Origin of the sequence: [Pseudomonas] carboxydohydrogena, from assembly GCF_029030725.1 — a bacterium.
Classification (GTDB): domain Bacteria; phylum Pseudomonadota; class Alphaproteobacteria; order Rhizobiales; family Xanthobacteraceae; genus Afipia; species Afipia carboxydohydrogena.
In genome coordinates this window covers 2,986,812-3,007,374 of the sequence record NZ_CP113162.1, presented here as the reverse complement: position 1 = coordinate 3,007,374, position 20,563 = coordinate 2,986,812, and the positions used below count along the sequence as shown (strand labels likewise).

General features: G+C 61.4%; 20 protein-coding genes and 2 tRNA genes. 16 read left to right on the top strand and 6 right to left on the bottom strand.

What is annotated here, in order from left to right:
* Nucleotides 1-50 precede the first annotated feature (50 nt).
* From AFIC_RS14560 to AFIC_RS14550, 3 genes are all read left to right on the top strand, one after another.
* A complete protein-coding gene (locus tag AFIC_RS14560) occupies nucleotides 51-2,330 on the top strand; it encodes a TonB-dependent receptor (protein WP_275246934.1) in 2,280 nt (759 codons plus the stop codon).
* 256 nt (nucleotides 2,331-2,586) lie between these two features.
* The gene (locus AFIC_RS14555) at nucleotides 2,587-2,883 is read left to right on the top strand and encodes a DUF488 domain-containing protein (RefSeq protein WP_420833338.1); all 297 of its coding nucleotides are present in this window, start codon (nucleotides 2,587-2,589) and stop codon (nucleotides 2,881-2,883) included.
* 12 nt (nucleotides 2,884-2,895) lie between these two features.
* Nucleotides 2,896-3,111, top strand: coding sequence for a hypervirulence associated TUDOR domain-containing protein (locus AFIC_RS14550; RefSeq protein ID WP_275246933.1), 216 nt, complete (start codon nucleotides 2,896-2,898; stop codon nucleotides 3,109-3,111).
* Between the two features lie 124 nt (nucleotides 3,112-3,235).
* Here AFIC_RS14550 and AFIC_RS14545 read toward each other — a convergent pair whose 3' ends face one another.
* Genes AFIC_RS14545 through AFIC_RS14535 form a run of 3 tightly spaced genes read right to left on the bottom strand, consistent with a single transcriptional unit; the run spans nucleotide 3,236 to nucleotide 5,319 of the window.
* Nucleotides 3,236-4,030: a COG4705 family protein gene (locus AFIC_RS14545; RefSeq protein ID WP_275246932.1), complete on the bottom strand. Its 795-nt coding sequence runs from the start codon at nucleotides 4,028-4,030 to the stop codon at nucleotides 3,236-3,238.
* A 52-nt stretch (nucleotides 4,031-4,082) separates the two neighbouring features.
* On the bottom strand, nucleotides 4,083-4,502 hold the full coding sequence (locus AFIC_RS14540) for a histidine kinase (protein WP_275246931.1): 420 nt from the start codon (nucleotides 4,500-4,502) through the stop codon (nucleotides 4,083-4,085).
* Nucleotides 4,503-4,539: 37 nt separating this feature from the next.
* On the bottom strand, nucleotides 4,540-5,319 hold the full coding sequence (locus tag AFIC_RS14535; protein WP_275246930.1) for a COG4705 family protein: 780 nt from the start codon (nucleotides 5,317-5,319) through the stop codon (nucleotides 4,540-4,542).
* A 187-nt stretch (nucleotides 5,320-5,506) separates the two neighbouring features.
* Here AFIC_RS14535 and AFIC_RS14530 point away from each other — a divergent pair, with 187 nt between their 5' ends.
* Both AFIC_RS14530 and AFIC_RS14525 read left to right on the top strand, forming a co-directional pair.
* Nucleotides 5,507-6,163, top strand: a complete 657-nt coding sequence (locus AFIC_RS14530) for a response regulator transcription factor (protein WP_275246929.1) — start codon at nucleotides 5,507-5,509, stop codon at nucleotides 6,161-6,163.
* A complete protein-coding gene (locus AFIC_RS14525; RefSeq protein ID WP_275246928.1) occupies nucleotides 6,160-7,488 on the top strand; it encodes an ATP-binding protein in 1,329 nt (442 codons plus the stop codon). The genes AFIC_RS14530 and AFIC_RS14525 overlap by 4 nt, the downstream gene beginning before the upstream one ends.
* 164 nt (nucleotides 7,489-7,652) lie before the next feature.
* Here the strand turns inward: AFIC_RS14525 and AFIC_RS14520 are convergent, their stop codons facing one another.
* Nucleotides 7,653-9,188 carry a glycosyltransferase family 39 protein gene (locus AFIC_RS14520; protein ID WP_275246927.1) on the bottom strand — a complete coding sequence of 512 codons (1,536 nt, stop codon included), beginning with the start codon at nucleotides 9,186-9,188 and terminating at the stop codon, nucleotides 7,653-7,655.
* 463 nt (nucleotides 9,189-9,651) lie between these two features.
* On the opposite strand from AFIC_RS14520, the gene AFIC_RS14515 reads away from it, so the two are divergent.
* Entirely contained in the window at nucleotides 9,652-11,064 is a 1,413-nt protein-coding gene (locus AFIC_RS14515; RefSeq protein WP_275246926.1) for a hypothetical protein, read from the top strand.
* Nucleotides 11,065-11,276: 212 nt separating this feature from the next.
* Here the strand turns inward: AFIC_RS14515 and AFIC_RS14510 are convergent.
* Nucleotides 11,277-11,351, bottom strand: a tRNA-Thr gene (locus AFIC_RS14510).
* A 238-nt stretch (nucleotides 11,352-11,589) separates the two neighbouring features.
* Between AFIC_RS14510 and AFIC_RS14505 the strand changes: the two genes are divergently transcribed.
* The 10 genes from AFIC_RS14505 to AFIC_RS14460 all read left to right on the top strand — a co-directional run bounded on the left by AFIC_RS14505 (nucleotide 11,590) and on the right by AFIC_RS14460 (nucleotide 17,822).
* Nucleotides 11,590-11,781 (top strand): hypothetical protein, encoded by a 192-nt coding sequence (locus AFIC_RS14505; protein WP_275246925.1) that lies wholly within the window; start codon nucleotides 11,590-11,592, stop codon nucleotides 11,779-11,781.
* Nucleotides 11,782-11,860: 79 nt separating this feature from the next.
* A complete protein-coding gene (locus AFIC_RS14500) occupies nucleotides 11,861-12,361 on the top strand; it encodes a hypothetical protein (protein WP_275246924.1) in 501 nt (166 codons plus the stop codon).
* Between the two features lie 143 nt (nucleotides 12,362-12,504).
* The gene (gene murA / locus AFIC_RS14495) at nucleotides 12,505-13,794 is read left to right on the top strand and encodes a UDP-N-acetylglucosamine 1-carboxyvinyltransferase (protein WP_275246923.1); all 1,290 of its coding nucleotides are present in this window, start codon (nucleotides 12,505-12,507) and stop codon (nucleotides 13,792-13,794) included.
* Between the two features lie 55 nt (nucleotides 13,795-13,849).
* Nucleotides 13,850-14,314 (top strand): DUF2948 family protein, encoded by a 465-nt coding sequence (locus tag AFIC_RS14490; protein ID WP_275246922.1) that lies wholly within the window; start codon nucleotides 13,850-13,852, stop codon nucleotides 14,312-14,314.
* Nucleotides 14,315-14,392: 78 nt separating this feature from the next.
* The gene (gene hisD / locus AFIC_RS14485; protein WP_275246921.1) at nucleotides 14,393-15,688 is read left to right on the top strand and encodes a histidinol dehydrogenase; all 1,296 of its coding nucleotides are present in this window, start codon (nucleotides 14,393-14,395) and stop codon (nucleotides 15,686-15,688) included.
* Nucleotides 15,685-16,182, top strand: coding sequence for a UPF0262 family protein (locus tag AFIC_RS14480; RefSeq protein ID WP_275246920.1), 498 nt, complete (start codon nucleotides 15,685-15,687; stop codon nucleotides 16,180-16,182). The genes hisD and AFIC_RS14480 overlap by 4 nt, the downstream gene beginning before the upstream one ends.
* A 49-nt stretch (nucleotides 16,183-16,231) precedes the next feature.
* The gene (locus AFIC_RS14475) at nucleotides 16,232-16,699 is read left to right on the top strand and encodes an arsenate reductase ArsC (protein WP_275246919.1); all 468 of its coding nucleotides are present in this window, start codon (nucleotides 16,232-16,234) and stop codon (nucleotides 16,697-16,699) included.
* 93 nt (nucleotides 16,700-16,792) lie between these two features.
* Nucleotides 16,793-17,416 (top strand): Maf-like protein, encoded by a 624-nt coding sequence (locus tag AFIC_RS14470; protein ID WP_275246918.1) that lies wholly within the window; start codon nucleotides 16,793-16,795, stop codon nucleotides 17,414-17,416.
* Nucleotides 17,417-17,418: 2 nt separating this feature from the next.
* Nucleotides 17,419-17,619, top strand: a complete 201-nt coding sequence (yacG, locus tag AFIC_RS14465) for a DNA gyrase inhibitor YacG (protein ID WP_275246917.1) — start codon at nucleotides 17,419-17,421, stop codon at nucleotides 17,617-17,619.
* 127 nt (nucleotides 17,620-17,746) lie between these two features.
* A tRNA-Phe gene (locus tag AFIC_RS14460) sits at nucleotides 17,747-17,822 on the top strand.
* 132 nt (nucleotides 17,823-17,954) lie between these two features.
* On the opposite strand, the gene AFIC_RS14455 is transcribed toward AFIC_RS14460, so the two are convergent.
* Nucleotides 17,955-20,369: a preprotein translocase subunit SecA gene (locus tag AFIC_RS14455; RefSeq protein ID WP_275246916.1), complete on the bottom strand. Its 2,415-nt coding sequence runs from the start codon at nucleotides 20,367-20,369 to the stop codon at nucleotides 17,955-17,957.
* Nucleotides 20,370-20,563 lie beyond the last annotated feature (194 nt).

The following is a 20,563-nucleotide window of genomic DNA, read 5'->3' as shown; positions in this document are numbered from 1 at the left end:
GGATTCTTAATATAGCTCTGGGGTCAACAGCGTACGCCGCACTCAGCCTTTTGGTATTTCCAGGTTGCGTCCATGCCCAGCAGGCCGCCGGACAAACCAACGCGACGTTGCCGGCGGTGACGATCGATGCGGCGAAGCCGCGGGCGGCGCACAAGCGGCAAAGGTCGGCTTCATCCTCGTCGAGTGCGCGCCGCGCCACGCGCCGTTCGGGTCAGCCGCAGACGCAGCAGCCACCGGCGCCGGTGGCGAACACGGCCACCTTCGATGCGCGCACCGGCACCGTGGGATATTATTCGAACAGCACGTCGGTCGCCACCAAGACCAACACGTCGCTTCTGAACATCGCGCAGTCGGTCAATGTTGTGCCGAAGCAGATGCTCGATGATCAGGCGACCCGCAGCATCACCGATATCACCCGTTATATTCCGGGCGTAACGGTGCATCAGGGCGAGGGCAACCGCGACGAACTCGTGATTCGCGGCGTCGATTCCAGCGCGAACTTCTTCGTCAACGGCTTCCGCGACGACGTTCAGTATTTCCGCGATCTTTACAACACCCAGAGCCTCGAGGTCATCAAGGGGCCGAGCGCGCTGACGTTCGGGCGCGGCGCGGGTGGCGGTCTCGTCAATCGCACGCTGAAGGAAGCCGATGGCCAGCGCATTTATGAAGCCACTGCGCAGACCGGCTCGTGGGGCGATCGCCGTTTCACGATCGATGCGGGTCAGGCGGTCAACGACAAGGTCGCGGTTCGTCTCAATGCCTTCTACGAAGGTTCGGACACGTTCCGAGATTTCGGGCGGCTCGAGCGTTACGGCATCAATCCGACCTTGACCTGGAAGCCGACCGACGACACCAGGATCAAGCTCTCTTACGAGTATTATCACGACAAGGAGCTGGCGGATCGCGGCAACCCGTCTCTCGCGGCAACGGGAACGAGCCGCTTCAACCCGACCGTGCCGTTCGTGCCGAACAACGACTTCTCGAAATTCTTCGGCAGTCCGGCCTACAACGACGCCTATGCCGACGTGCAGACCACGATGGCGGTGATCGATCATGATTTCGGCAACGGCCTGACCGTCAAGAATTCGACGATGTATGCCGACTACAATCGCGGCTACACCAACATCTATCCCGGCAGCGCGGCGACGGTCACCGGCCCCGGCACGGGGACGATGAATCTAAGCGCCTACCGGAATACGACGGACCGCGAGAATCTGTTCAACCAGACTGATTTTACCTACAAGGCGTTTACAGGGCCGATTTTCCACACGATCGCATTCGGCACGGAATTCGGTCGGCAGACCGGTCTTGGCTATCGTGAGAGCGGAACCTTTAATGGTGCGACGTCGGTCGCGCGCAACCCCTTCGACCCGACCTATTTTGGTCCAGTCACGTTCACTCACAACATCAATAATAATCCCGCGCCCGGCCAGTCATCGGGTGATTCGAACAGCGTTTACCGCCTGAATGTTTCGTCGGCTTACGCGCAGGATCAGATCGACGTGACGCGTTGGCTACAGTTGATCGCAGGCGTTCGGTATGATCGCTTCGATATGACCGCGACCGACCGGAACATTCCGGGAGGCCTGACACGCAACCGTGTCGATGACAAGATATCTCCCCGCGTCGGGGTGATCTTCAAGCCGATCGATAATGTGTCGCTCTATGGCGCCTACAGCATCTCGTATTTGCCGGCATCGGGCGACCAGTTCAGTGCTTTGTCCGACTCGACCCTCATTCTTGATCCTCAGAAGTTTGAGAATACCGAAGTTGGTGCGAAGTGGAGCATCAATCCGAAGTTAATGTGGACCGCTGCTTTATATGAACTCCATCGGACCAATCAGCCGATTAATGATCCCAACAGGGTAGGATTCTCGCTGCCGAACGGGGCGACGACGGTGCGTGGCTTTGAGACCACTCTTAACGGTTATGTCACCGCCGATTGGCAGTCGATCCTGGGGTACGCCTACACGGATGCACGAATTGCCAAGGACTTGTCCACGACGATCGTGGCAGGCAATCGCGTGCAACTCGTGCCCTATAACCAATTCTCCTGGTGGAACAAATATCAGTTCAACCCGCGGTGGGCGGCCGCTGTCGGCGTGGTCTATCTCGGTAACTCCTATGCGAGCAACGACGATACCGTGAGGCTGCCCGGGTTCGTTCGAGTGGACGCGGCGCTCTATCTGAAAGTCAACGAGACCTGGAGCGGTCAGCTCAACGTGGAGAATATTTTCGACAAAGGTTATTGGGCTAGTGCCGATAGCAACAACAATCTTTCTCCCGGTCAGGGCCGGACCTTCCGCGTGCTGGCGCGAGCGAAATTCTAGGCAGCCCCGCTGGAATGAGCTTGCCGGAGGAGGGGAGTGGCGATGGCCACTCCCCTTTTTCGTATGGGCAGCGCCGATGAATGACGGGCATTCTGGTTCTTGACCCCAACGGAAAGGTGCAGTCGTATTGTTTGAGGTGCCGTGTGCCCGGGGCAAGGCCCGGCGCGGCAGGGTCAGACGCATGACAAAACCACCGTTCCCGGCTTCGCATCTTCGGTTGAAGCGCGCTTACGTTCCGGCGGAACCGGAGGACGGGGTGCGTATTCTTATTGATCGGCTCTGGCCGCGCGGCGTGAGCAAGGCGAAAGCCGCCCTTGACGATTGGATGAAGGAGATCGCGCCAAGCTCCGGGTTGCGTCAGTGGTTCGGTCACGATCCCGCCCGCTGGGCGGAATTTCAGCGCCGCTACAGGAGTGAGTTGCGGCAACATGCGGAGAAACTCGACCACCTTCGCGCGCTGGCGAAGGCGAAAACTGTCACTCTCGTCTACAGCGCGCATGACGAAGAACATAACGATGCGGTCGTATTGAAGGACGTCCTTTTGCAAAAATGAGGAGTTCGCGACATGGCTGAAGGATTCAAGATCGGCGATCATGTGGGCTGGCACTCCGAGGCGGGATGGGTGTCGGGGACAGTCATCGCCATCCACACGCGGGACTTCGATTACAAGGGCCACATGCATCACGCCTCGCAGGAGTGCCCCCAGTACGAAATCAAAAGCGACAAGACCGACCATGTCGCGGCTCACAAGGGCAGGGCTCTTGAATTGCTGCGAGAGTAAAGGCGGGTTGCCTTTCGGCGATGATGTTAGTGGCCGCTCAGGACCGGCGTCTTGACCGGCAGCAGCCGGGTATCCTCGCGGGTCACCCGTTACCGGAAATCAGAGCATGGCGCTCTTTTCAGAGTCATGCCGGATGCTGACCCGCGCGCTGCGGCAGCGAGGCAACCAATGCCACGATGAGCGCGGCAAGGACGGCTGAGGCTGTGTATCGGCTCAGCGCGAGGCCGCCGTGCGCCAACGGTTTGTCCAGGAAATCGCCGACAGTTGCCCCGAGCGGTCTGGTGAGAATGAAGGCCGCCCAGAACAGAAGTACCCGCGAGACGTTCGTCCAATAATACAGCGCCGCGACGACCACGAGCGCGCTCCCAAAGACCAGCGCGCCGCCATCATAGCCGAGCCCTCCCGTATCGGCGAGCCAGTCGCCGAGGGCGGTGCCAAGAGTCTGCGAGAATGTGATCGCGACCCAGTAAAATATTTCGACCTTGGGAGTCGCGACGGTCTGAACATCGATGCTTCCCATGACAAAATACCAGACCGTCAGGGACGCCAGAACACAAAGGAAGAGGATCGATGAGCCGCCCGTGTATCCGATCCCCAACGAGCGGTCGAAGAAGTCCGCCATGGCCGTTCCCACGGTCGTCGATGCCACGATGGCCAGCCAGTAGATCCAGGGATTGAATTTCTTCGTTGAGATCTGGGCCGCGACCGCGGCGACGAACACCGCAAGGAAAATCCCGGTGCCGATCAGGTATCCGCCGTTGTGCGCATTGGTGTCAGCGTGGAATACGCTCATGGTGAGCGCGTCGCCGCCAGTTTCACCAAGAGTCGTCGCCAGAATCTTGATGATCCAGAAGCCAAGCGTGACGGCGGGGACCTTGGCCAGGGTTCCAGTTAATTCATCTCTCGGTAGGAGCTTCATCGGAAGTAGCTTTCATTCAGGTCATGGATGGTTCGCAGAGGCCATCGGCCGTTCAGGCTTTCCCGCCACTTCGATCCATGGCGGCGATCAGATCATCGAGAGCGTTTTTACAGTTCGTCAGGTCGGGCGCGGATGCTCTGATCGCCGTGAGCGCACGGTCGATTGCCTTGTCGACGCTATGCCACTCTGCGGACGCCCGCGGCTTGAGGCCGGCTTCAGCTTCGTCCCATGCCGTTTCGAGGTCCTTCATGCGCGTCTTCGCTCCGGCGATATCGTTTTTGTCGAGCAGTGCCCGCGCATCGATCGCAATCTTCTGGAAACGGCCGAGATCACCCAGCCTGGCCGGAGATGCAGCCTCCGCAACCTTTGGAGCCATGAACCCGCCGAAAATGGAAGGGAGGGCGCCTATCGAGAGAACCGCGCCGATCAGTATCAACGCGAGCATGGGGCGGAACGAGTTTTGAGCAGGCATGTGCGATCTCCTTGTGGGATTTTTGACTCAGGGAGTTCTAGAATTTTGTCGAGGATGATTGTGCCTGACGTTGGTCGAGGCTCAGGAATGCAACCAGGATGGTGATGAGAGTGAGGAAGACGATACTGGTATAGATCGAACCCAGTCCCATCCCGCCGTATTCGCGCGACTGTGACAGCAGATCGCCGAGAGAAGCCCCCAAAGGCCTTGTCAAGATGTAGGCCAGCCAGAAGCACAGCACCGCGTTTGCGCCGAGGACATATGCCATCGTGACGGAGGCGATCATCGCTCCGAAAATGATCACGCCCATGTTGAATCCGAGTCCGAGCGCCTCCGTCGCCAGATCGCCCGCAGCGGTGCCGAGCGCGAACGTGCAGAGAATGGCGGCCCAGTAGAACGACTCGCGTCTCAAGGTCATGATCGTGTGGATCGAGAGAGTTCGCTCCACTGCGTACCAAACTGCAAATGTTGCCGCCAATGCGGCCCCGAATGCCGATGTGCTGACATAAAGGCTCACCTCCATTCCATCGGTGAGCGCATCGGTGATCTGCGTCCCGACGATGCTGACGAGCACGACGGTGAGCCAGTAAATCCATGGAACATGGCGTGACGTCCGAAGCTGAATTGTCAGTGCCGCAACGAGGAGCGTCAGCGTTATGAAATCAGTGAGGACCGTTCCCAAACCGACGTGGACAGCCAGATAGTCCGCGCCGGTCTCGCCGACGGTTGTGGACAGTATCTTGATCACCCAGAATGCCAGCGTCACTTCCGGCACCTTGTTCAGAGATTCGGTTCGGCTGATTTTTGCGAGGTCCATGTCGTCTTCCTGGTTCGGCCGGCGTTGGTGTATCCTGATGGTCATCGGTGCGAGGTTTGACTTAGCGGCGACTTAGGAGGGGCGAGCATTTCCAGACCCGATCGCGAGCGGGTGTTTCGACGCTAAGATGGTGCTAAGTCTGATGCGGGATGCGCGCGAGATGTGTCCCGTCAGGAAGCGGTGCTCGATGCGTGTCTTGTTGATAGAAGACGATCAAATGGTAGGAGCGGCCGTGGCTCAGGCCCTGAAGGATGCCGCCTATGCGGTTGACTGGGTGATGGATGGCGATACGGCGATCGAAGCGTCTCGCAATGAGACGTACGATCTGGCGTTGCTCGACCTTGGGCTACCGTCCCCTGACGGCATGGACGTGCTACGTGAATTCCGGAAGGGTGACCGTCGATTGCCCGTCATCATTGTGACGGCGCGCGACGCCATCGATGATCGCATCCACGGGCTGGATCTCGGGGCTGACGATTATGTTGTGAAGCCGTTTGAAATCGGGGAACTGCTTGCCCGCATGCGCGCGGTCCTGCGCCGGCAGGAGAGCGGCGGCTCGGCGATCTTGAGCAACGGTGCAATCAGCTTGAATCCCTCGACTCATGAGGCGGTTCAGGATGGAGAGAGAAGCCGCCTGACCGCCCGGGAGTTTGCTCTTCTTCAGGCGCTCATGACGCGTCCCGGTACGATTCTGTCCCGCAGCGACATCGAACGGCATATCTACGGCTGGAACGAGGAAGTGGAAAGCAACGCCGTCGAATTCCTGATCCACGCGATCCGGAGGAAGCTCGGCGCATCGGCCATCCGCAACGTGAGGGGAGTGGGATGGATGGTGGATCGGTGAAGCTGACCACCTCACTGCGCGGCCGCCTCTTCGCGGGCCTTGCCGTCTTTGTCGTCGGGACGGCGCTTGTCGCAGGTTATCTGGCCTACAGGTGGGCATTTGACGAGGCCATCGAACTTCAGGACGCTATCCTGCTTCAGGTCGGATCGCTGGCGGCAAACAATCGCCTCGAGGGCAGGCTTCCTTCTGAAGGCAATATTGATGGAGAGGCAGAACTCCTTATCCAGGATCTGCAACCGCGGGGCGCAACAGGCGATTCAGTAAGTATGCGCCGCGACTTGCCGGGCGATTTGTCCGACGGCCTTCAAACGATCGCGTGGAACGGGGAGCAGTGGCGTATTCTCGTGAGAACCCGTTCCGACGGGAGTCGCGTCGCAGTAGGCCAGCCGACGGCGAACCGCGATGAGGTCGCCCAGGACAGCGCCTTGCGGACGATCGTGCCGCTCGGGGTGCTGATTCCATGCCTGATGGTGGTGATCGCGATTGTGGTGGATCGAAGTCTGCGGCCGCTTTCAAGCCTTGCCAGGGATATTGATGCCAAACAGTCCGACCATTTGGAAAAACTGCCGGTCGAAGGCATCCCGGCCGAGATTCTTCCGTTCGTGGCGTCGATCAATCGCCTCCTTGAACGTATCGGAGCGATGTTCGACAGAGAGCGGCGGTTTGTTGCGGATGCGGCGCATGAGTTACGTACGCCCATCACGGCTCTGATCGTCCAGGCTGACAATCTGGAGCGAGTGGCTCTTTCCGAGGACGGGCGCGATCGCCTTCAATCGCTCAAGACCGGGACCCGGCGGACGGCGCATCTTCTGGAGCAGCTTCTTACGCTGGCCAGATACGATTCTGAGGCGGCCACCGATCCGTCCTCCAGTGAGTTCGATCGCATCGTCAAGGAAGTCGTTGCCGATCTGCTCCCTATTGCTCGCAAGAAGTCGATCGACCTCGGATTTATCCGGGCGGAGGCCGTGTCGGTTCACGCCGAGTCCGTCGCGCTCGGCGTGCTCGCCCGAAACCTGATTGATAACGCGTTACGGCATGCGCCTGCCGGGGGGCGTGTGGATGTGAGTTTATTTGCCGAAAATGATCATGTGGTTTTTCAGGTTGACGACACCGGACCGGGTATTCCGGAAGCCGACCTCGATAGGATTTTCGAGCCTTTTTTCAGAGGCAGCCGCGCCCGTGGCGATGGAACGGGCCTGGGGCTTTCGATCGTGCGCAGGATCGTTGAGCGATGTCGCGGGGCGATCCGACTCGAAAATAAGCCTCTCTCGGAGGGAGCCGGTTTGCGGGTGCGCGTGACAATTCCGTCCTCGAAGCCGCGTTGAAATTGAATAACGTTATGTATCCGGCCGGCACAGGATACGATGCCGCGACCGATTGATTGCGCCCGTGGGGCGATCGCCGCACCCTATAAGGATGTCAGCGGTCAACCGCCTGAAAGCGAGTTCCAAACGCCAAGCCGGCACGCACAGTCTGGCTGGAAGGCGCCCTAGCGTGGCGGCGTCGTGACGATCAGATAGCGCTCTGGCGCGCCAGCTATTCCCAAATAAGTTCGTGAAATCGAGATTTCGAGGCGTTTGCCGACCGGACCTGTGGCAATTCGTGCCGCGATGCCCTTCACGCACGGCAGGTCCGAAGCCGGACAAATCCAGGCTATGCCATCGCGCTCGATCCGAGCCTGGTTACCCCAAGGCGTGACGCCTGGATTAAAAATGTCCAAGGTCGAGGGAGCGTCGGCGGCATAGAAAGCGATGCCGTTGATGATGGGTTCTTCGCCGCCGACGAGGCTCAAGGGCCGAGGCGTTGTCTCGTGCCACACGTGTTCAACTGCATTGGCAAGAAGCCGATAATGCGCCATGTGATTGTCGGGGCCTCGCAGGTGAATGAGGAATGCGGCAACCGGTGCAGCGGCTATAGCCAAAAAGGGAGCCGCGAGGGCAATGGCGAGGACCCGCCTTGTCGCAAGCCTGGACACGTGAGCGAGCGGCGACGACAAGAGGACGGCTGGCAGCAGCGTCAACCCGCCCATGGTCCAGAGCGACGTAACGCCGGAGTGTGCAGCGATGCTGGCAATTGGCGGTGCGACGAGCGGGAGCACCAGAATGGACAGGGCAAGCCGACGATCGGGGTCGTCTGGACGCACTGTGTCCCCGATTGTCTCTATATCCGGTCGTGTCGCGAGCAGGGTGATCAAAATCGGGATCGCCGCGTATGCGATGGCCCCGGGGATATATTCAAGGGACGTCCTGAAAACATTCCTGAGCGGGTCGTAGTGGGACTGCATGGCGTAGGTGAATGTTACGAAACGATGCGTAACGATCCATACGAGATGCGGCGTCAGGGCAAGCAAGCCGACGGCAATGCTAACCCATGGTGCAGCCGAGCGAAAATAGGCCCGACGGCGCGGATCGATCAGGGCCGCCAGTCCAAATCCGAGCAATAGGAAGATGCCCCAGTATTTTCCCAGCATGACGCCGGCGGCAGCGATTCCCGCGAGTGCCGCCCAACCGGTTGTCCGCGTCCGGAACGAATGAACAAAGCTCCACGTCGCGAGGGCCCACAACGGGATCATGACCGTGTTGGCGTTGAATTTGAGAGCATGGAAGTTATAGAACGGGACGAACGTCAGTAGCACGGTCGCCAGCGCCAGCTTGTCACCGGACAGATATTGCATTGACAGGCGCCAGGCGCACCACAACGCGACCCCGGCCAGGGTCATGGCGAGCAGATAGAACGCCCAATCCGCGCAAGGGAAAATATCAAACCACGCACGCGACAGCCACGCTGAAAAGGGAGGATGTTTCGGGGTGCCAAACGTCACGTTGCGCGACCAGACCACGGTCTCGCCCATATCAAAATGGATGTCTTGGCTACCCTTCGCGAGGACGGCGTAAATCGTCCATAAGAGGACATAGACGATCATCAGGAGCGGTACGATGTATTCGCGCCGTACAGGGTCCGTAATTGCCAGAATAAGATTGTCGAGCCAATCGGCTACAACGCCGCGTGCGAGCCAGCCGGTCAAACAGGAAACACGCGGCGTCGCGCTCGCAGTTGAGGGACGGTCTGCGTGGATGACTCGCGATTGGAGAGTATCCTGGTGGCCTCGCAAGCCCCGGGTCCACGCCATAACAGATCTCCAGCCTCATCGGCGATCCGGAATGGACGCGGCGACAGCAACTCATCCTCAGTCGCAAGACTTAGGCGAGACTTAGTGCGAAGCCTGCGCCGTTCATGGTCATAAAGACGGCATCGCCGGACCGGGGTTTCCGTGCCCCTCCATCAGGTCGCGTATGCCGCATTCTTGGCCTGCTGACGCGGATTCGATTGCCCTGAGCCATGCCCGAATCGCCCCGGCGCAAGCCAAATGGGGATCATGACGGTCAAAACCTGCGCCTGCGCGCTTACGGCGATTCAATCGAATCGCGCTGTCGGGCTATACAGATCGCTGGGCTATACAGAACGCGCTGCCAATTGCGAGGGAGAACATGGTGAGTGGCAACGTCGAAGGGCTTCGGCCTTTAAACTCAGAGCACAGGTTTTATCAGGGCCTCGCCGCGACTTGCGTCGCCAATTGTCTTCAAGCCACCAACTTCCTCTCCGACCGTTTCCTGCGGCGTGCCTATTATGGATCGGCGAAGATCGACGAGCTTTACCGCAACTCGATAAACAGCGCCTTTTCCGCGCGGGAAGCGTTTCTTGTCACCGGCGCGCCGCATGCTTCGGCCTATTATCCGCGGGATTTCGCCTGGTTTTATCCCGACGTTCTCGATCCGCAGACCATCATCGATTCGGCGGACGCGACGCGGCGGATTCGTCTGCTGGAAAAAAGCGTGCGCCTGATGCTTGGCGCAGTGCGTTCCGGCATCATCACAACGACGCTCATTCCCGTGAAGCGCAACCGCTATATCGGCGCCAATTATTTCGCGCTGCCATCAGATACACTTCTCGGCGTGCAGGGTGGTCTGGAACAAATCATCCGCGCTGACTTAAGAGCCTCGCCCTATGCGGATATGGCAAAAGCCGCCCGTACCGGCTGCGCATTGCTGGCCGAATATCGTGCGGATCTAAAGCGAGCGGTGCTCGATCTCGCAAGAAGCCTCGAGCCCTACGAGAGTCACCAAACCCGGACCCTGCTTTGCGATGTCCGGGCTCCCCGTTCGGCGGCGACGGATACCCGCGCGGAGCGATTGCGCTTCGTCACCAATGCCAGCGTCTACGCAACATTCCAGCAGAGCATCCGACTCGGGATCGCTGACGAAAGCGAACTGGAGAAAATTCTCGGACGCAGCCTCTCGCAATATAAGACAGAACTGCTTCTGCTGTTCGGCCGCGACGGCTACATCAGACACAGTCTGGATCGCAAGACAGACTCGCCCGTCGCCTCCATCGCGCTCGATTTCGTCAATGTGCAGCGCGGATTCTGGGACCTCAAGAACGAGACCGAGCGCGTGCTGTTCAGCGCGACCACCGATCTGATCCTCGCCGAGCCACGATTCCGGATTCCGGATACGTTCCACTTTTTCGTGTCGGTGGATAATCCGCGCAAGAAATTCATCCACCGGATCGCCACACCGTCCTATCAAGGCCGGTCCGCATGGCCGACATTCAATGTCGAATTCGCCGACCGCATGCTCGAATACGACGAATTCTCCGGGGTCGAGAGATACCGGCCTTACGCCCGCGAAATCCTGCGCCAAATCCGTGACGCCACGGAAACACATGGCGGATACCAGGAGCTGTTGTCCGAAGACGGCCTTCAGTATCGGACATGGGCGTACCGAGGTGCAATCGCGCACTCCTGGTTTCCCCGTTTCCTGACCGTGTGGTGCAGGGCCTTTGGCGCTCCGCTCATCGACTGGATGCAGGACCCCACCGCTGGGCCGGGATTGTCAGGATGAATGCCGACAATGTCGCTGTAAGCGACTCCAGCCAGCCGTGTTGGGGCATTTGTGCCGCGTGAGCGCTTGATCCCACGGCCGCCAACGCGTCCTGCAAATCGCTTGGGACTTGTTTCCTGAAAAGGTCAGTGCCGGTTTGCGGATGCTGTGGGCCACCGAGTCGACGACAACATGCCGTCTATCAATATTTTTGTAATTTCAAAGAGATGGGCTGGTGCTGCCAGACAGGATTGAACTGTCGACCTCTCCATTACCAATGGAGTGCTCTACCACTGAGCTACGGCAGCGAACGCCAGACATGAAGGCCGGTCGAACCGGCCGGGCCGAGGCGGAATCGGCCAAAAGCTTCGAAAGGCGCGCGATCCTTGCCATAACAAGGCTTTCCGCGCAAGCGCGGGAGAGGCCGGAGCACCAGAAACCGCCGGATTTTCCATGTTACGATCAAGAAATCAGAGCATTAGGGCCCATGGCTCCCGGCAGCACGGCTGCCTTGGAACATGGCGCGAACAGGGGCGGCGGGACGCGATGAACGGTGAATCCGGCAGGAGCGATCGGGAGCGGCAGGCGCGGCTGCGCGCGGCACTCCGGGAAAACCTGAAGCGGCGGAAATCACAGGCCAAGGGCCGCTCCGGCCGGGCGATCGTGACGCCGGAGGACGATGCCGCCGTCTCCGCGGCCGGCGAAAGCGAAGGCGATGTCTCGCATCGCGAGGGGTAGAGGGTGAGCCGTCCCTCGTGGAACAGGACAATCCGGTGAAGCCATCGTATCATTCGATGGCAGCAAGGGGGGACTGGCCATGGTTCTGGGGATGAGCCTGCTGGCGTTCACCGCCGTGCATGTGTTGCTCAGTCTGATCGGCATCGTTGCCGGATTGATCGCGATGTGGGGCCTGCTGCGCGCGACCCTGTTGCGCGGCTGGACCTGGCTGTTTCTGCTGATGGCGATTGCCACCAGCGTCACCGGTTTCATGTTTCCCGTCACCGGAATCAAGCCATCGCATGTTTTCGGCGTCATAACGCTGGCGCTGCTCGCGCTCGCTATTCATGCGCTGGTCGTGAAGCGCCTGGAGGGCCGGTGGCGCGTGGCCTATGTCGTCGCGGCGATGCTCACGCTTTATCTGAATGTCGTGGTGCTGATCGTGCAGATGTTCGAGAAGGTTGCGCCGCTCGCGGAACTGGCGCCGACGAAAGGGCTGTGGCCGCTATTGGCTACCCAGGGCGTTGCCCTGACGGCGTTCGTGGCCGCGACCGTGCTCGGGACCATGCGCTTCCGGCCTAGCTCCATGCACCTTGCCTGAGCCGGTTGTTCGTCGTCCGGACAGGGCGATAATTATCATCACGTTGAATCTATTATAATATTTCTGACATTGGAACGAAGGGCGCGGTTTGCGGGAATCCCAAAACGCGCTAAGACTGGCCTCCTTCACAAGACAGGGCCAGCATGGATCGCATTCGCATCATCGGCGGTAACAAGCTCAACGGCACCATTCCGATTTCGGGGGCAAAAAACGCGGCGCTGCCGCTGATGATCGCAGCCCTTCTGACGGATGAAACGCTGATCCTCGAGAACGTGCCGCGCCTTGCGGACGTGGCGCTGTTGCAGCGGATCCTCGGCAATCACGGCGTCGACATCATGTCCGCCGGCAAGCGGCCGGGCGACCGCGAGCATCAGGGGCAGACCCTGCACATTTCGGCCGCCAACATCATCGACACCACCGCGCCCTACGATCTCGTCTCCAGGATGCGGGCGAGTTTCTGGGTGATCGGGCCGCTGCTGGCGCGCATGAAGGAGGCGAAGGTCTCGCTTCCCGGAGGCTGCGCCATCGGCACGCGGCCGGTCGATCTTCTCATCATGGCGCTGGAAAAGCTCGGCGCGGAGATCGTGATCGACGGCGGCTACGCGGTGGCGCGCGCGCCGCAGGGGTTGCATGGCGCGACCATCGATTTTCCGAAGGTCACCGTCAGCGGCACCCATGTCGCGCTGATGGCGGCGACTTTGGCCGCGGGCACCACGATCATCACCAATGCGGCCTGCGAACCCGAGATCGCGGATGTCGCCGATTGCCTCAACAAGATGGGCGCGAAGGTCAGCGGTGCGGGCACCCCGCGCATCGTGATCGAGGGCGTGGCGAAGCTGCATGGCGCGCGCCATGCCGTGCTGCCGGACCGGATCGAGACCGGCACCTATGCGATGGCGGTGGCGATGACCGGCGGCGACGTGCAGTTGCAGGGCGCGCGGCCGGAATTGCTGCAATCGGCGCTCGACGTGCTGACGCAGGCGGGCGCGACGATTACGCAGAACAATGAAGGTATCCGCGTGCAGCGGAACGGCGCGGGCATTCGCCCGGTCGAAGTGTCGACCGCGCCGTATCCGGGCTTCCCGACCGATCTGCAAGCGCAACTGATGGCGCTGATGACCCGCGCGGAGGGCGCCTCGCACATCACCGAGACGATCTTCGAGAACCGTTTCATGCATGTGCAGGAACTGGCGCGGTTCGGCGCCCGGATCACGCTCGACGGCGAGACCGCGACCATCGAGGGCCGCCCGACGCTGCGCGGAGCGCCGGTGATGGCAACCGATCTGCGCGCATCGGTATCGCTGGTGATCGCGGCGTTGGCCGCCGAAGGCGAAACCATGGTCAATCGCATCTATCATCTGGATCGCGGCTTCGAGCGGCTCGAGGAAAAGCTCTCGGCCTGCGGCGCCAGCATCGAGCGGATCAGCGGCTGAGACCGCTTTTGTATCGCGTGTCGTTTTGGAAGAGTGCCCCTTTTGGGAGAGAGACATGGCTTCCCTGCGGAAACTGATCGCGCTCGATGAGGACGACCTCGCGGTGATTTCCGCCCATGTGCAGGATGCCTCGGTGCATGTCGCCGACATTTTGTGGCGGCAGGGTGAAAAGCGCCTCGTCATCGGCATGAAGCGGCTGGACTGGGATCAGGCGGTCTGTTCGGGAAAACTGTCCGAGCGCCGGCTGGTGACGGCGCTGCGGTTCGATCGCGTTCTGGCCTGCAAGGCGCGCGGAATCGACCTCGCCGACCGCGATTCGGTGCTGGAATTGTTCGGTCTCGAATTCCATCCCGGCAAGGCTCCCGGCGGCAGCGTGGTGCTGATGTTCGCCGATGGCGCGGCGCTTCGGCTCGATGTCGAATGCATCGAGTGCGAGTTGGCCGATGTCGGCGAGGATGTGTTCGGCGATGGCGTGCTGGAAACCGGCGGCGGGGAGGGCGGGGCCAGGGATCCCGTCTGAAGCCCTCTGAAATCAGGTTGTTGACGGCGGTGCCCGGGGACGCCATTGAAGGTGGGAAGACCCGTTTGAAAGCCGTCCATGCCGATCCGCCTTGACCACCGCAGCCCCGATTTCGCCAAGCGTTTTGCCGCCTTCCTGTCGATGAAACGCGAGGTATCGCGGGACATCGATGCGGCCGCTCGCGCCATCGTCGAGGATGTCGCGGCGCGCGGCGATGCGGCCCTGATCGAGGCGACCGCGAAATATGACCGCCTGACCCTGACGGCCGGAACGCTGCGGGTGAGCGCCGAGGAGATCGCGGCGGCGACCGCGGCCTGCGATTCGAAAACCGTCGATGCGCTGAAACTCGCCCGCGACCGGATCGAGACCTATCACCGCCGCCAGTTGCCGAAGGACGAGCGTTTCACCGATGCGCTGGGCGTCGAACTCGGCTGGCACTGGAGCGCGGTCGATGCGGCCGGGCTTTACGTGCCCGGCGGCACGGCGGCCTATCCGTCCTCGGTGCTGATGAACGCCGTACCCGCCAAGGTCGCGGGTGTTGAGCGTGTCGTCATGGTGGTGCCCTCGCCGGACGGCAAGCTCAATCCGCTGGTGCTGGCGGCGGCCTCGCTCGCCGGGATCACGGAAGTCTATCGCGTCGGCGGCGCGCAGGCGGTGGCGGCGCTGGCCTACGGCACCGCGACCATCAAGCCGGTGGCGAAGATCGTCGGCCCCGGCAACGCCTATGTGGCGGCGGCCAAGCGCATCGTGTTCGGCAAGGTCGGCATCGACATGATCGCGGGCCCCTCCGAAGTTTTGGTGATGGCGGATCGCACCGGCAACGCCGACTGGATCGCGGCCGACCTGCTGGCGCAGGCCGAGCACGACGTCAACGCGCAGTCGATCCTGCTCACGGATGATGAAGAACTGGCGGCGAATGTCGAACGTGCGGTCGAGGCGCAACTCACCACGCTGCCGCGCGCGGCCATCGCGCGCCCCTCATGGAACGATTTCGGCGCGATCATCCTCGTGCAATCGATGGAGGAAGCGCTGCCGCTGGCGGACGCGATTGCCGCCGAGCACCTTGAAATCATGACGGCGGATTCCGAAGCCCTGGCCGTGCGCGTGCGCAATGCCGGCGCGATCTTCATCGGCCCCCACACCCCCGAGGCCATCGGCGATTATGTCGGCGGCTCCAACCATGTGCTGCCGACGGCGCGCTCGGCGCGGTTCTCGTCGGCTCTCAGTGTGCTTGATTTCATGAAGCGCACCTCGATCCTGAAATGCGGCCCGGATCAATTGCGCGCGCTCGGCCCCGCGGCGATGACGCTTGGCGTCGCGGAGGGGCTGGACGCACATGCGCGCTCGGTCGGCCTGCGGCTGAATTTACGATGAGCAACGGGCCCGATCAGGACCACGATCCCGACAGCCGCATCATCGCGGTGACGCTGGACGAGGAGTCGATCGGGCGCTCCGGTCCCGACATCGAGCACGAACGCGCCATCGCCATCTACGACTTGATCGAGCAGAATTTCTTCGCGCCGCAGGGAACACCGAAAGGGCCGTTCACGCTGCGCCTCGGCATCACCGGCAATCGCCTGATGTTCGATATCCGCAAGGAGAGCGGCGATCCGGTGATCGTGCACCTGATCTCGCTGACGCCGTTCCGCCGCATCGTGAAGGACTACTTCATGATCTGCGACAGCTACCATCAGGCCATCCGCACCGCCACGCCGGACAAGATCGAGGCGATCGATATGGGCCGCCGCGGCGTGCACAATGAAGGCTCGAACACGCTGAAGGAGCGCCTGAACGGCAAGGTCGATATGGATTTCGAGACCGCGCGGCGCCTGTTCACCCTGCTGTGCGTGCTGCACTGGAAGGGCTGAGCATGGCCCGTTTCCATACATCCATGTCTCGCGACCGGGCGGATTTCGCATGAACGAGCCGCCGCGCCGCCGTGCGCCGCAGGCCGTTCTGTTCATGTGCGGGCAGAACAGCGTGCGCTCGCCGATGGCGGCCGCGCTGTTGCGACAGATCGGTCCGCGCGGGCTTTACGTACAGTCGGCGGGCGCGACGCATGGCGAGCCCAATCCGTTCGCGGTGGCGGTGATGGAGGAAATCGGAATCGATATCTCCGGTCACCGGCCATGGACGGTGGACGAGCTGGAGAGCTGGGAAGGGTTCAATTTCGATCTCATCATCACGCTTGCACCGCAGGCGCATCATCGCGCTCTGGAAATGACGGCGACGCTCGCGACCGAGGTCGAATACTGGCCGACGCAGGACCCGGTCGGCACCGAAGGCCGCCGCGAATTGCAGCTCGATGCCTACCGCGCCACCCGCGACGAACTGATGCGGAAAATCCGCGCCCGGTTCGCTCCTCCGTCTGTCGCCAATGAATAGAGCGACGGAGCTGTTCCCGGCGGTTTCTCCGGTTGTCGGCGGCGGACGGTTCCGATAGTTTCCGCGCACCCTCTCCTGATCAGATCGCCCCTCATGACTGGCCGTCCCAAATTCGTTCTCGCGTCCGGTTCGCCGCGCCGCCTCAGCCTGCTCAACCAGGCCGGTATCGAACCCGATGCGCTGCGCCCCGCCGATGTCGACGAAACTCCGAAACGAGGTGAACTGCCGCGCGTCTGCGCGACGCGGCTTGCGCGCGCCAAGGCGGATGCCGCGTTGAAATCGGTGCAGCTCGATGACGATCTGCGCGGCGCCTACATCCTCGCCGCCGATACGGTGGTCGCGGTCGGCCGCCGCATTCTGCCGAAGGCCGAACTGGTGGACGAGGCGGTGCAGTGCCTGCGGCTCCTGTCCGGGCGCAACCATCGCGTCTACACCGCGATCTGTCTTGTCACGCCGAAGGAATCCTTCCGCCAGCGGCTGGTGGAGACGCGGGTGCGCTTCAAGCGTCTGACCGCTGACGATATCCAGGCTTACGTCGATTCCGGCGAGTGGCGGGGCAAGGCCGGCGGCTACGCCGTGCAGGGCATCGCCGGCTCATTCGTGGTGAAGATGGTCGGCTCTTACACCAGCGTGGTCGGGCTCCCATTATATGAGTCCACGGCGCTGCTGGACGGCGAGGGCTTTCCGGTGCGCGCGGGCTGGATCGACGCGAGTTAGGCATGGCGGCGCAAAAGCCCTGTCCGATCTGCGGCAAGCCTCCAACAGCGGCCTCTCGGCCGTTTTGTTCGGAGCGTTGCCGCGATGTCGATCTCAACCGCTGGCTGTCGGGTTCCTACGCGATTCCGGCGGCTGACACGGATGCGGACGACGATGAGGAGCTGCCGCCGCCACCCGCGCCCGGTGGGTCCCGATCCTCTTGATTTTCTTTCGTTATCGCGCCCCTCAAGGAATGCCCGGCGAGGGGTAAAACTGGTCCGCGCGGCTGGACAGGACGCGCCAGCCTCTCTATAAACCGGCCCGCTCCCCTGGATTTCATCCCGGAGCAATGCCCAGGTAGCTCAGTTGGTAGAGCATGCGACTGAAAATCGCAGTGTCGGTGGTTCGATCCCGCCCCTGGGCACCATTTCCCCGTCCATAGCCATCCCGGAAGCCTTTCCTTGACACGATGATCCGTTCCGCCAATGGCGGCGAGCGCCCGTGGGATGTTCGCACGATGCCGCCGCGCTACGCCGATGGTGCGTGGTCGGCACAAGGGTTAAAGCGGGTTGATCCCCAGCCGCATGGCATGCGCTGTCACGTTGTGGCGCAGATCGGTCATCATTGATTCAAACAGCTCAAATGCCTCGAGATGAAACTCGGTGGCGACCTTGTGTGGTGGCAGCCGCCGATCACCGATCTGCCGCTTCAGATGATTAAGGCGCTCGGATTGTTCCGACCAGAACTGATCGATGAGCGCCATCATCAATCGCTGCATGATATCGGCGAGCCTGGTTTCTCCGATGGTTGAAATCTTGCCGTCGATCCAGCGGTCCGCCATGACGCGGATGCGTTGAGCAAGAATTCTCGCGTCGGCTTCACGCGTGGCGGACGGGGAATCGATATCGACCGCAAGGGTCAGCACGGACCGGATCGCGCGATCGAGCCCGTCGATATCCCATGATCCGGCGGACGGGGCGAAGCGCTCGATCAGATCGTCGATCACTTCGTGGCGGAACCGGGCCGCCAAAATTAATGGGTGGACGGCTCCGTCGCGAAGATCGCGGCGCAGCTCATAAAGGGTGTCGTGCTGGCGCTGAATGATCGCATCAAAGCGCAGAAGGCCGAGGCGCCGCTCGAAACTCCGGTTTTCATGGCGTTTTTGAGCGGATCTGATCACGCGCTGCGCCACTGATGGTGGCACCGTGGCGGTGCGATCGAACAATGGCGGGTTGACGGTGCGGCCGGTCAGGACATCGTCGTCCAGCGACGCATGGATGATGGATCGGCCGGGGTCGCCCTGCCGGCCGGAGCGGCCACGCAACTGCTGATCTATCCGCCCGTATTCGTGGTGTGTCGTTCCAATCACCAGCAATCCGCCTGCTGCAATGACGCGCGCGCGGGCCGCCTCGTCAGCGTGTTCGCCGCCAAGCCGAATATCCGTACCGCGGCCAGCCATGGCGGTGGCAATCGTCACCGCGCCTGGGGCGCCCGCCCTGGCGATGATTTCGGCTTCGCGGGCGTGATGCTTGGCATTGAGCACGGCGAATGTCCGTGGCGCGCCGTCGATGTCGTCTCGCTCGCAGCGCTGCCGCCAGCCATTGGCTTCGAGCATCGCCGCCAGCGCTTCCGATTTCTCGATGGATGGCGCGCCAAGCAGGACGGGTTGGCCGCGGCCGGAGGCATCTTCGATCTCGCGCAGAATGGCCTGCAATTTTCCGGCCGCCGTGGTGTGAAGCACGGACTCGTCGATCCGGATCAATGGGCGATGGGTTGGAATCGGCATCACATCGAGGCCGTAGATGTCGCGATACTCTTCCGCGTCCGCCATCGCGGTGCCAGTCATGCCTGTGAGTTTCGCGTAGCGGCGGAAATAGGTCTGGAAGGTGGTCGAGGCCAGCGTGCGGGTCTCCTCCCCGATGGCGCAGCCTTCCTTGGCCTCCAGCGCCTGATGCAACCCTTCATCGTAACGCCGCCCCGGCATGGGCCGCCCGGTATGTTCGTCAACGATGGTAACATCGCCGTTCGTGACGACATAATCGCGATCGCGCGTCAAAAGGACATGAGCCCGTAACGATTGCATGACGTGATGAAGCAGCGAAATTGATGCAACCTCGTGTAGCGTGGCTGAAGATTTCAGGATGTCTTGTTGCCGAAGTTTTCGCTCGATCTCGTTGTATCCCGCCGTGGTCAGCGAGACGTGGCGGCGGTGATCGATTTCGTAATGGAAGGGTTGCAACCCGGCGACGGTCGCATCGATCGCCAGATAGAACTCGGAATGATCGCCGAGCGGCCCGTACAATGCCAAAGGCATGCTTGCGTCGTCGATCAAGGTGGCGTCGGCCTCGTCGATCAAGGCGAAGGCATGGCCGCGCTGAACGGTCTCCGCGGCGTTGAATTTCATGTTGTCGCGCAGATAGTCGAAGCCGAATTCGCTGGCGATGCCATACGTAATATCGCATCGATAGGCATTGCGGCGATTGTCGTCGTCCATCTCTTGCGTGATGACCCCGGTTCGAAGCCCGAGCAAGGCATAGACCGGCCGCATCCAGTCTGCATCGCGCCCGGCGAGATAGTCGTTCGGAGTCGCGATATGGACGCCACGGCCGTTCAGCGCGTTGAGCGCGCAAACCATCGTGGCCGTCAGCGTCTTGCCCTCGCCGGTCTTCATCTCGATGATGTGGCCATCGTGAAGCGCGAGAGCGCCAATGATCTGAACCGGAACGGGGGTCTGATTCAGCGCCCGCCGCGCGGCCTCGCGCACGAGCGCGAAGACTTCAACCTTGACGGCATCGAGCGTCAGGCCTGCCTCGATTTGATGCCGCAACCTGGTGATGCGTTCGCGCAGCGCAGTATCCGATAGATTCCGGGTGTTCTGCTCCCAGGCGAGAACCTGCTCAACATTTGCTTCGTATCGAGTCAGTTTCCCGCGAGTCCCGAAGCTGATCGCTCGTCTTGCCAGCCGCAGGATCATTGCATTTCGAAAATGATCGATGCCGTGAAGGCGAACTGCGCGCTCTTCAGGCCGCGAGGTGACGCCGGAAGCGGCCGGCGATGAGTTGCCGTCATGCCGGAATTATTCAGAGGCAGCTTCATTTTCCAGACTCGAGGTTCGCGCCTCCGTTCTGGACGAATTGCAGAGTGGATAAGAGAGGCGAGATTGCGGTT

Bases quoted from the DNA above. Each gene is read 5' to 3' on its own strand.
- AFIC_RS14550 (WP_275246933.1), top strand. From the start codon at position 2,896: ATGGCTGAAGGATTCAAGATCGGCGATCATGTGGGCTGGCACTCCGAG.
- AFIC_RS14545 (WP_275246932.1), bottom strand. From the start codon at position 4,030: ATGAAGCTCCTACCGAGAGATGAATTAACTGGAACCCTGGCCAAGGTC.
- AFIC_RS14540 (WP_275246931.1), bottom strand. From the start codon at position 4,502: ATGCCTGCTCAAAACTCGTTCCGCCCCATGCTCGCGTTGATACTGATC.
- AFIC_RS14535 (WP_275246930.1), bottom strand. From the start codon at position 5,319: ATGGACCTCGCAAAAATCAGCCGAACCGAATCTCTGAACAAGGTGCCG.
- AFIC_RS14530 (WP_275246929.1), top strand. From the start codon at position 5,507: ATGCGTGTCTTGTTGATAGAAGACGATCAAATGGTAGGAGCGGCCGTG.
- AFIC_RS14515 (WP_275246926.1), top strand. From the start codon at position 9,652: ATGGTGAGTGGCAACGTCGAAGGGCTTCGGCCTTTAAACTCAGAGCAC.
- AFIC_RS14505 (WP_275246925.1), top strand. From the start codon at position 11,590: ATGAACGGTGAATCCGGCAGGAGCGATCGGGAGCGGCAGGCGCGGCTG.
- AFIC_RS14500 (WP_275246924.1), top strand. From the start codon at position 11,861: ATGGTTCTGGGGATGAGCCTGCTGGCGTTCACCGCCGTGCATGTGTTG.
- murA (WP_275246923.1), top strand. From the start codon at position 12,505: ATGGATCGCATTCGCATCATCGGCGGTAACAAGCTCAACGGCACCATT.
- AFIC_RS14490 (WP_275246922.1), top strand. From the start codon at position 13,850: ATGGCTTCCCTGCGGAAACTGATCGCGCTCGATGAGGACGACCTCGCG.
- hisD (WP_275246921.1), top strand. From the start codon at position 14,393: ATGCCGATCCGCCTTGACCACCGCAGCCCCGATTTCGCCAAGCGTTTT.
- AFIC_RS14480 (WP_275246920.1), top strand. From the start codon at position 15,685: ATGAGCAACGGGCCCGATCAGGACCACGATCCCGACAGCCGCATCATC.
- AFIC_RS14475 (WP_275246919.1), top strand. From the start codon at position 16,232: ATGAACGAGCCGCCGCGCCGCCGTGCGCCGCAGGCCGTTCTGTTCATG.
- AFIC_RS14470 (WP_275246918.1), top strand. From the start codon at position 16,793: ATGACTGGCCGTCCCAAATTCGTTCTCGCGTCCGGTTCGCCGCGCCGC.
- yacG (WP_275246917.1), top strand. From the start codon at position 17,419: ATGGCGGCGCAAAAGCCCTGTCCGATCTGCGGCAAGCCTCCAACAGCG.
- AFIC_RS14455 (WP_275246916.1), bottom strand. From the start codon at position 20,369: ATGATCCTGCGGCTGGCAAGACGAGCGATCAGCTTCGGGACTCGCGGG.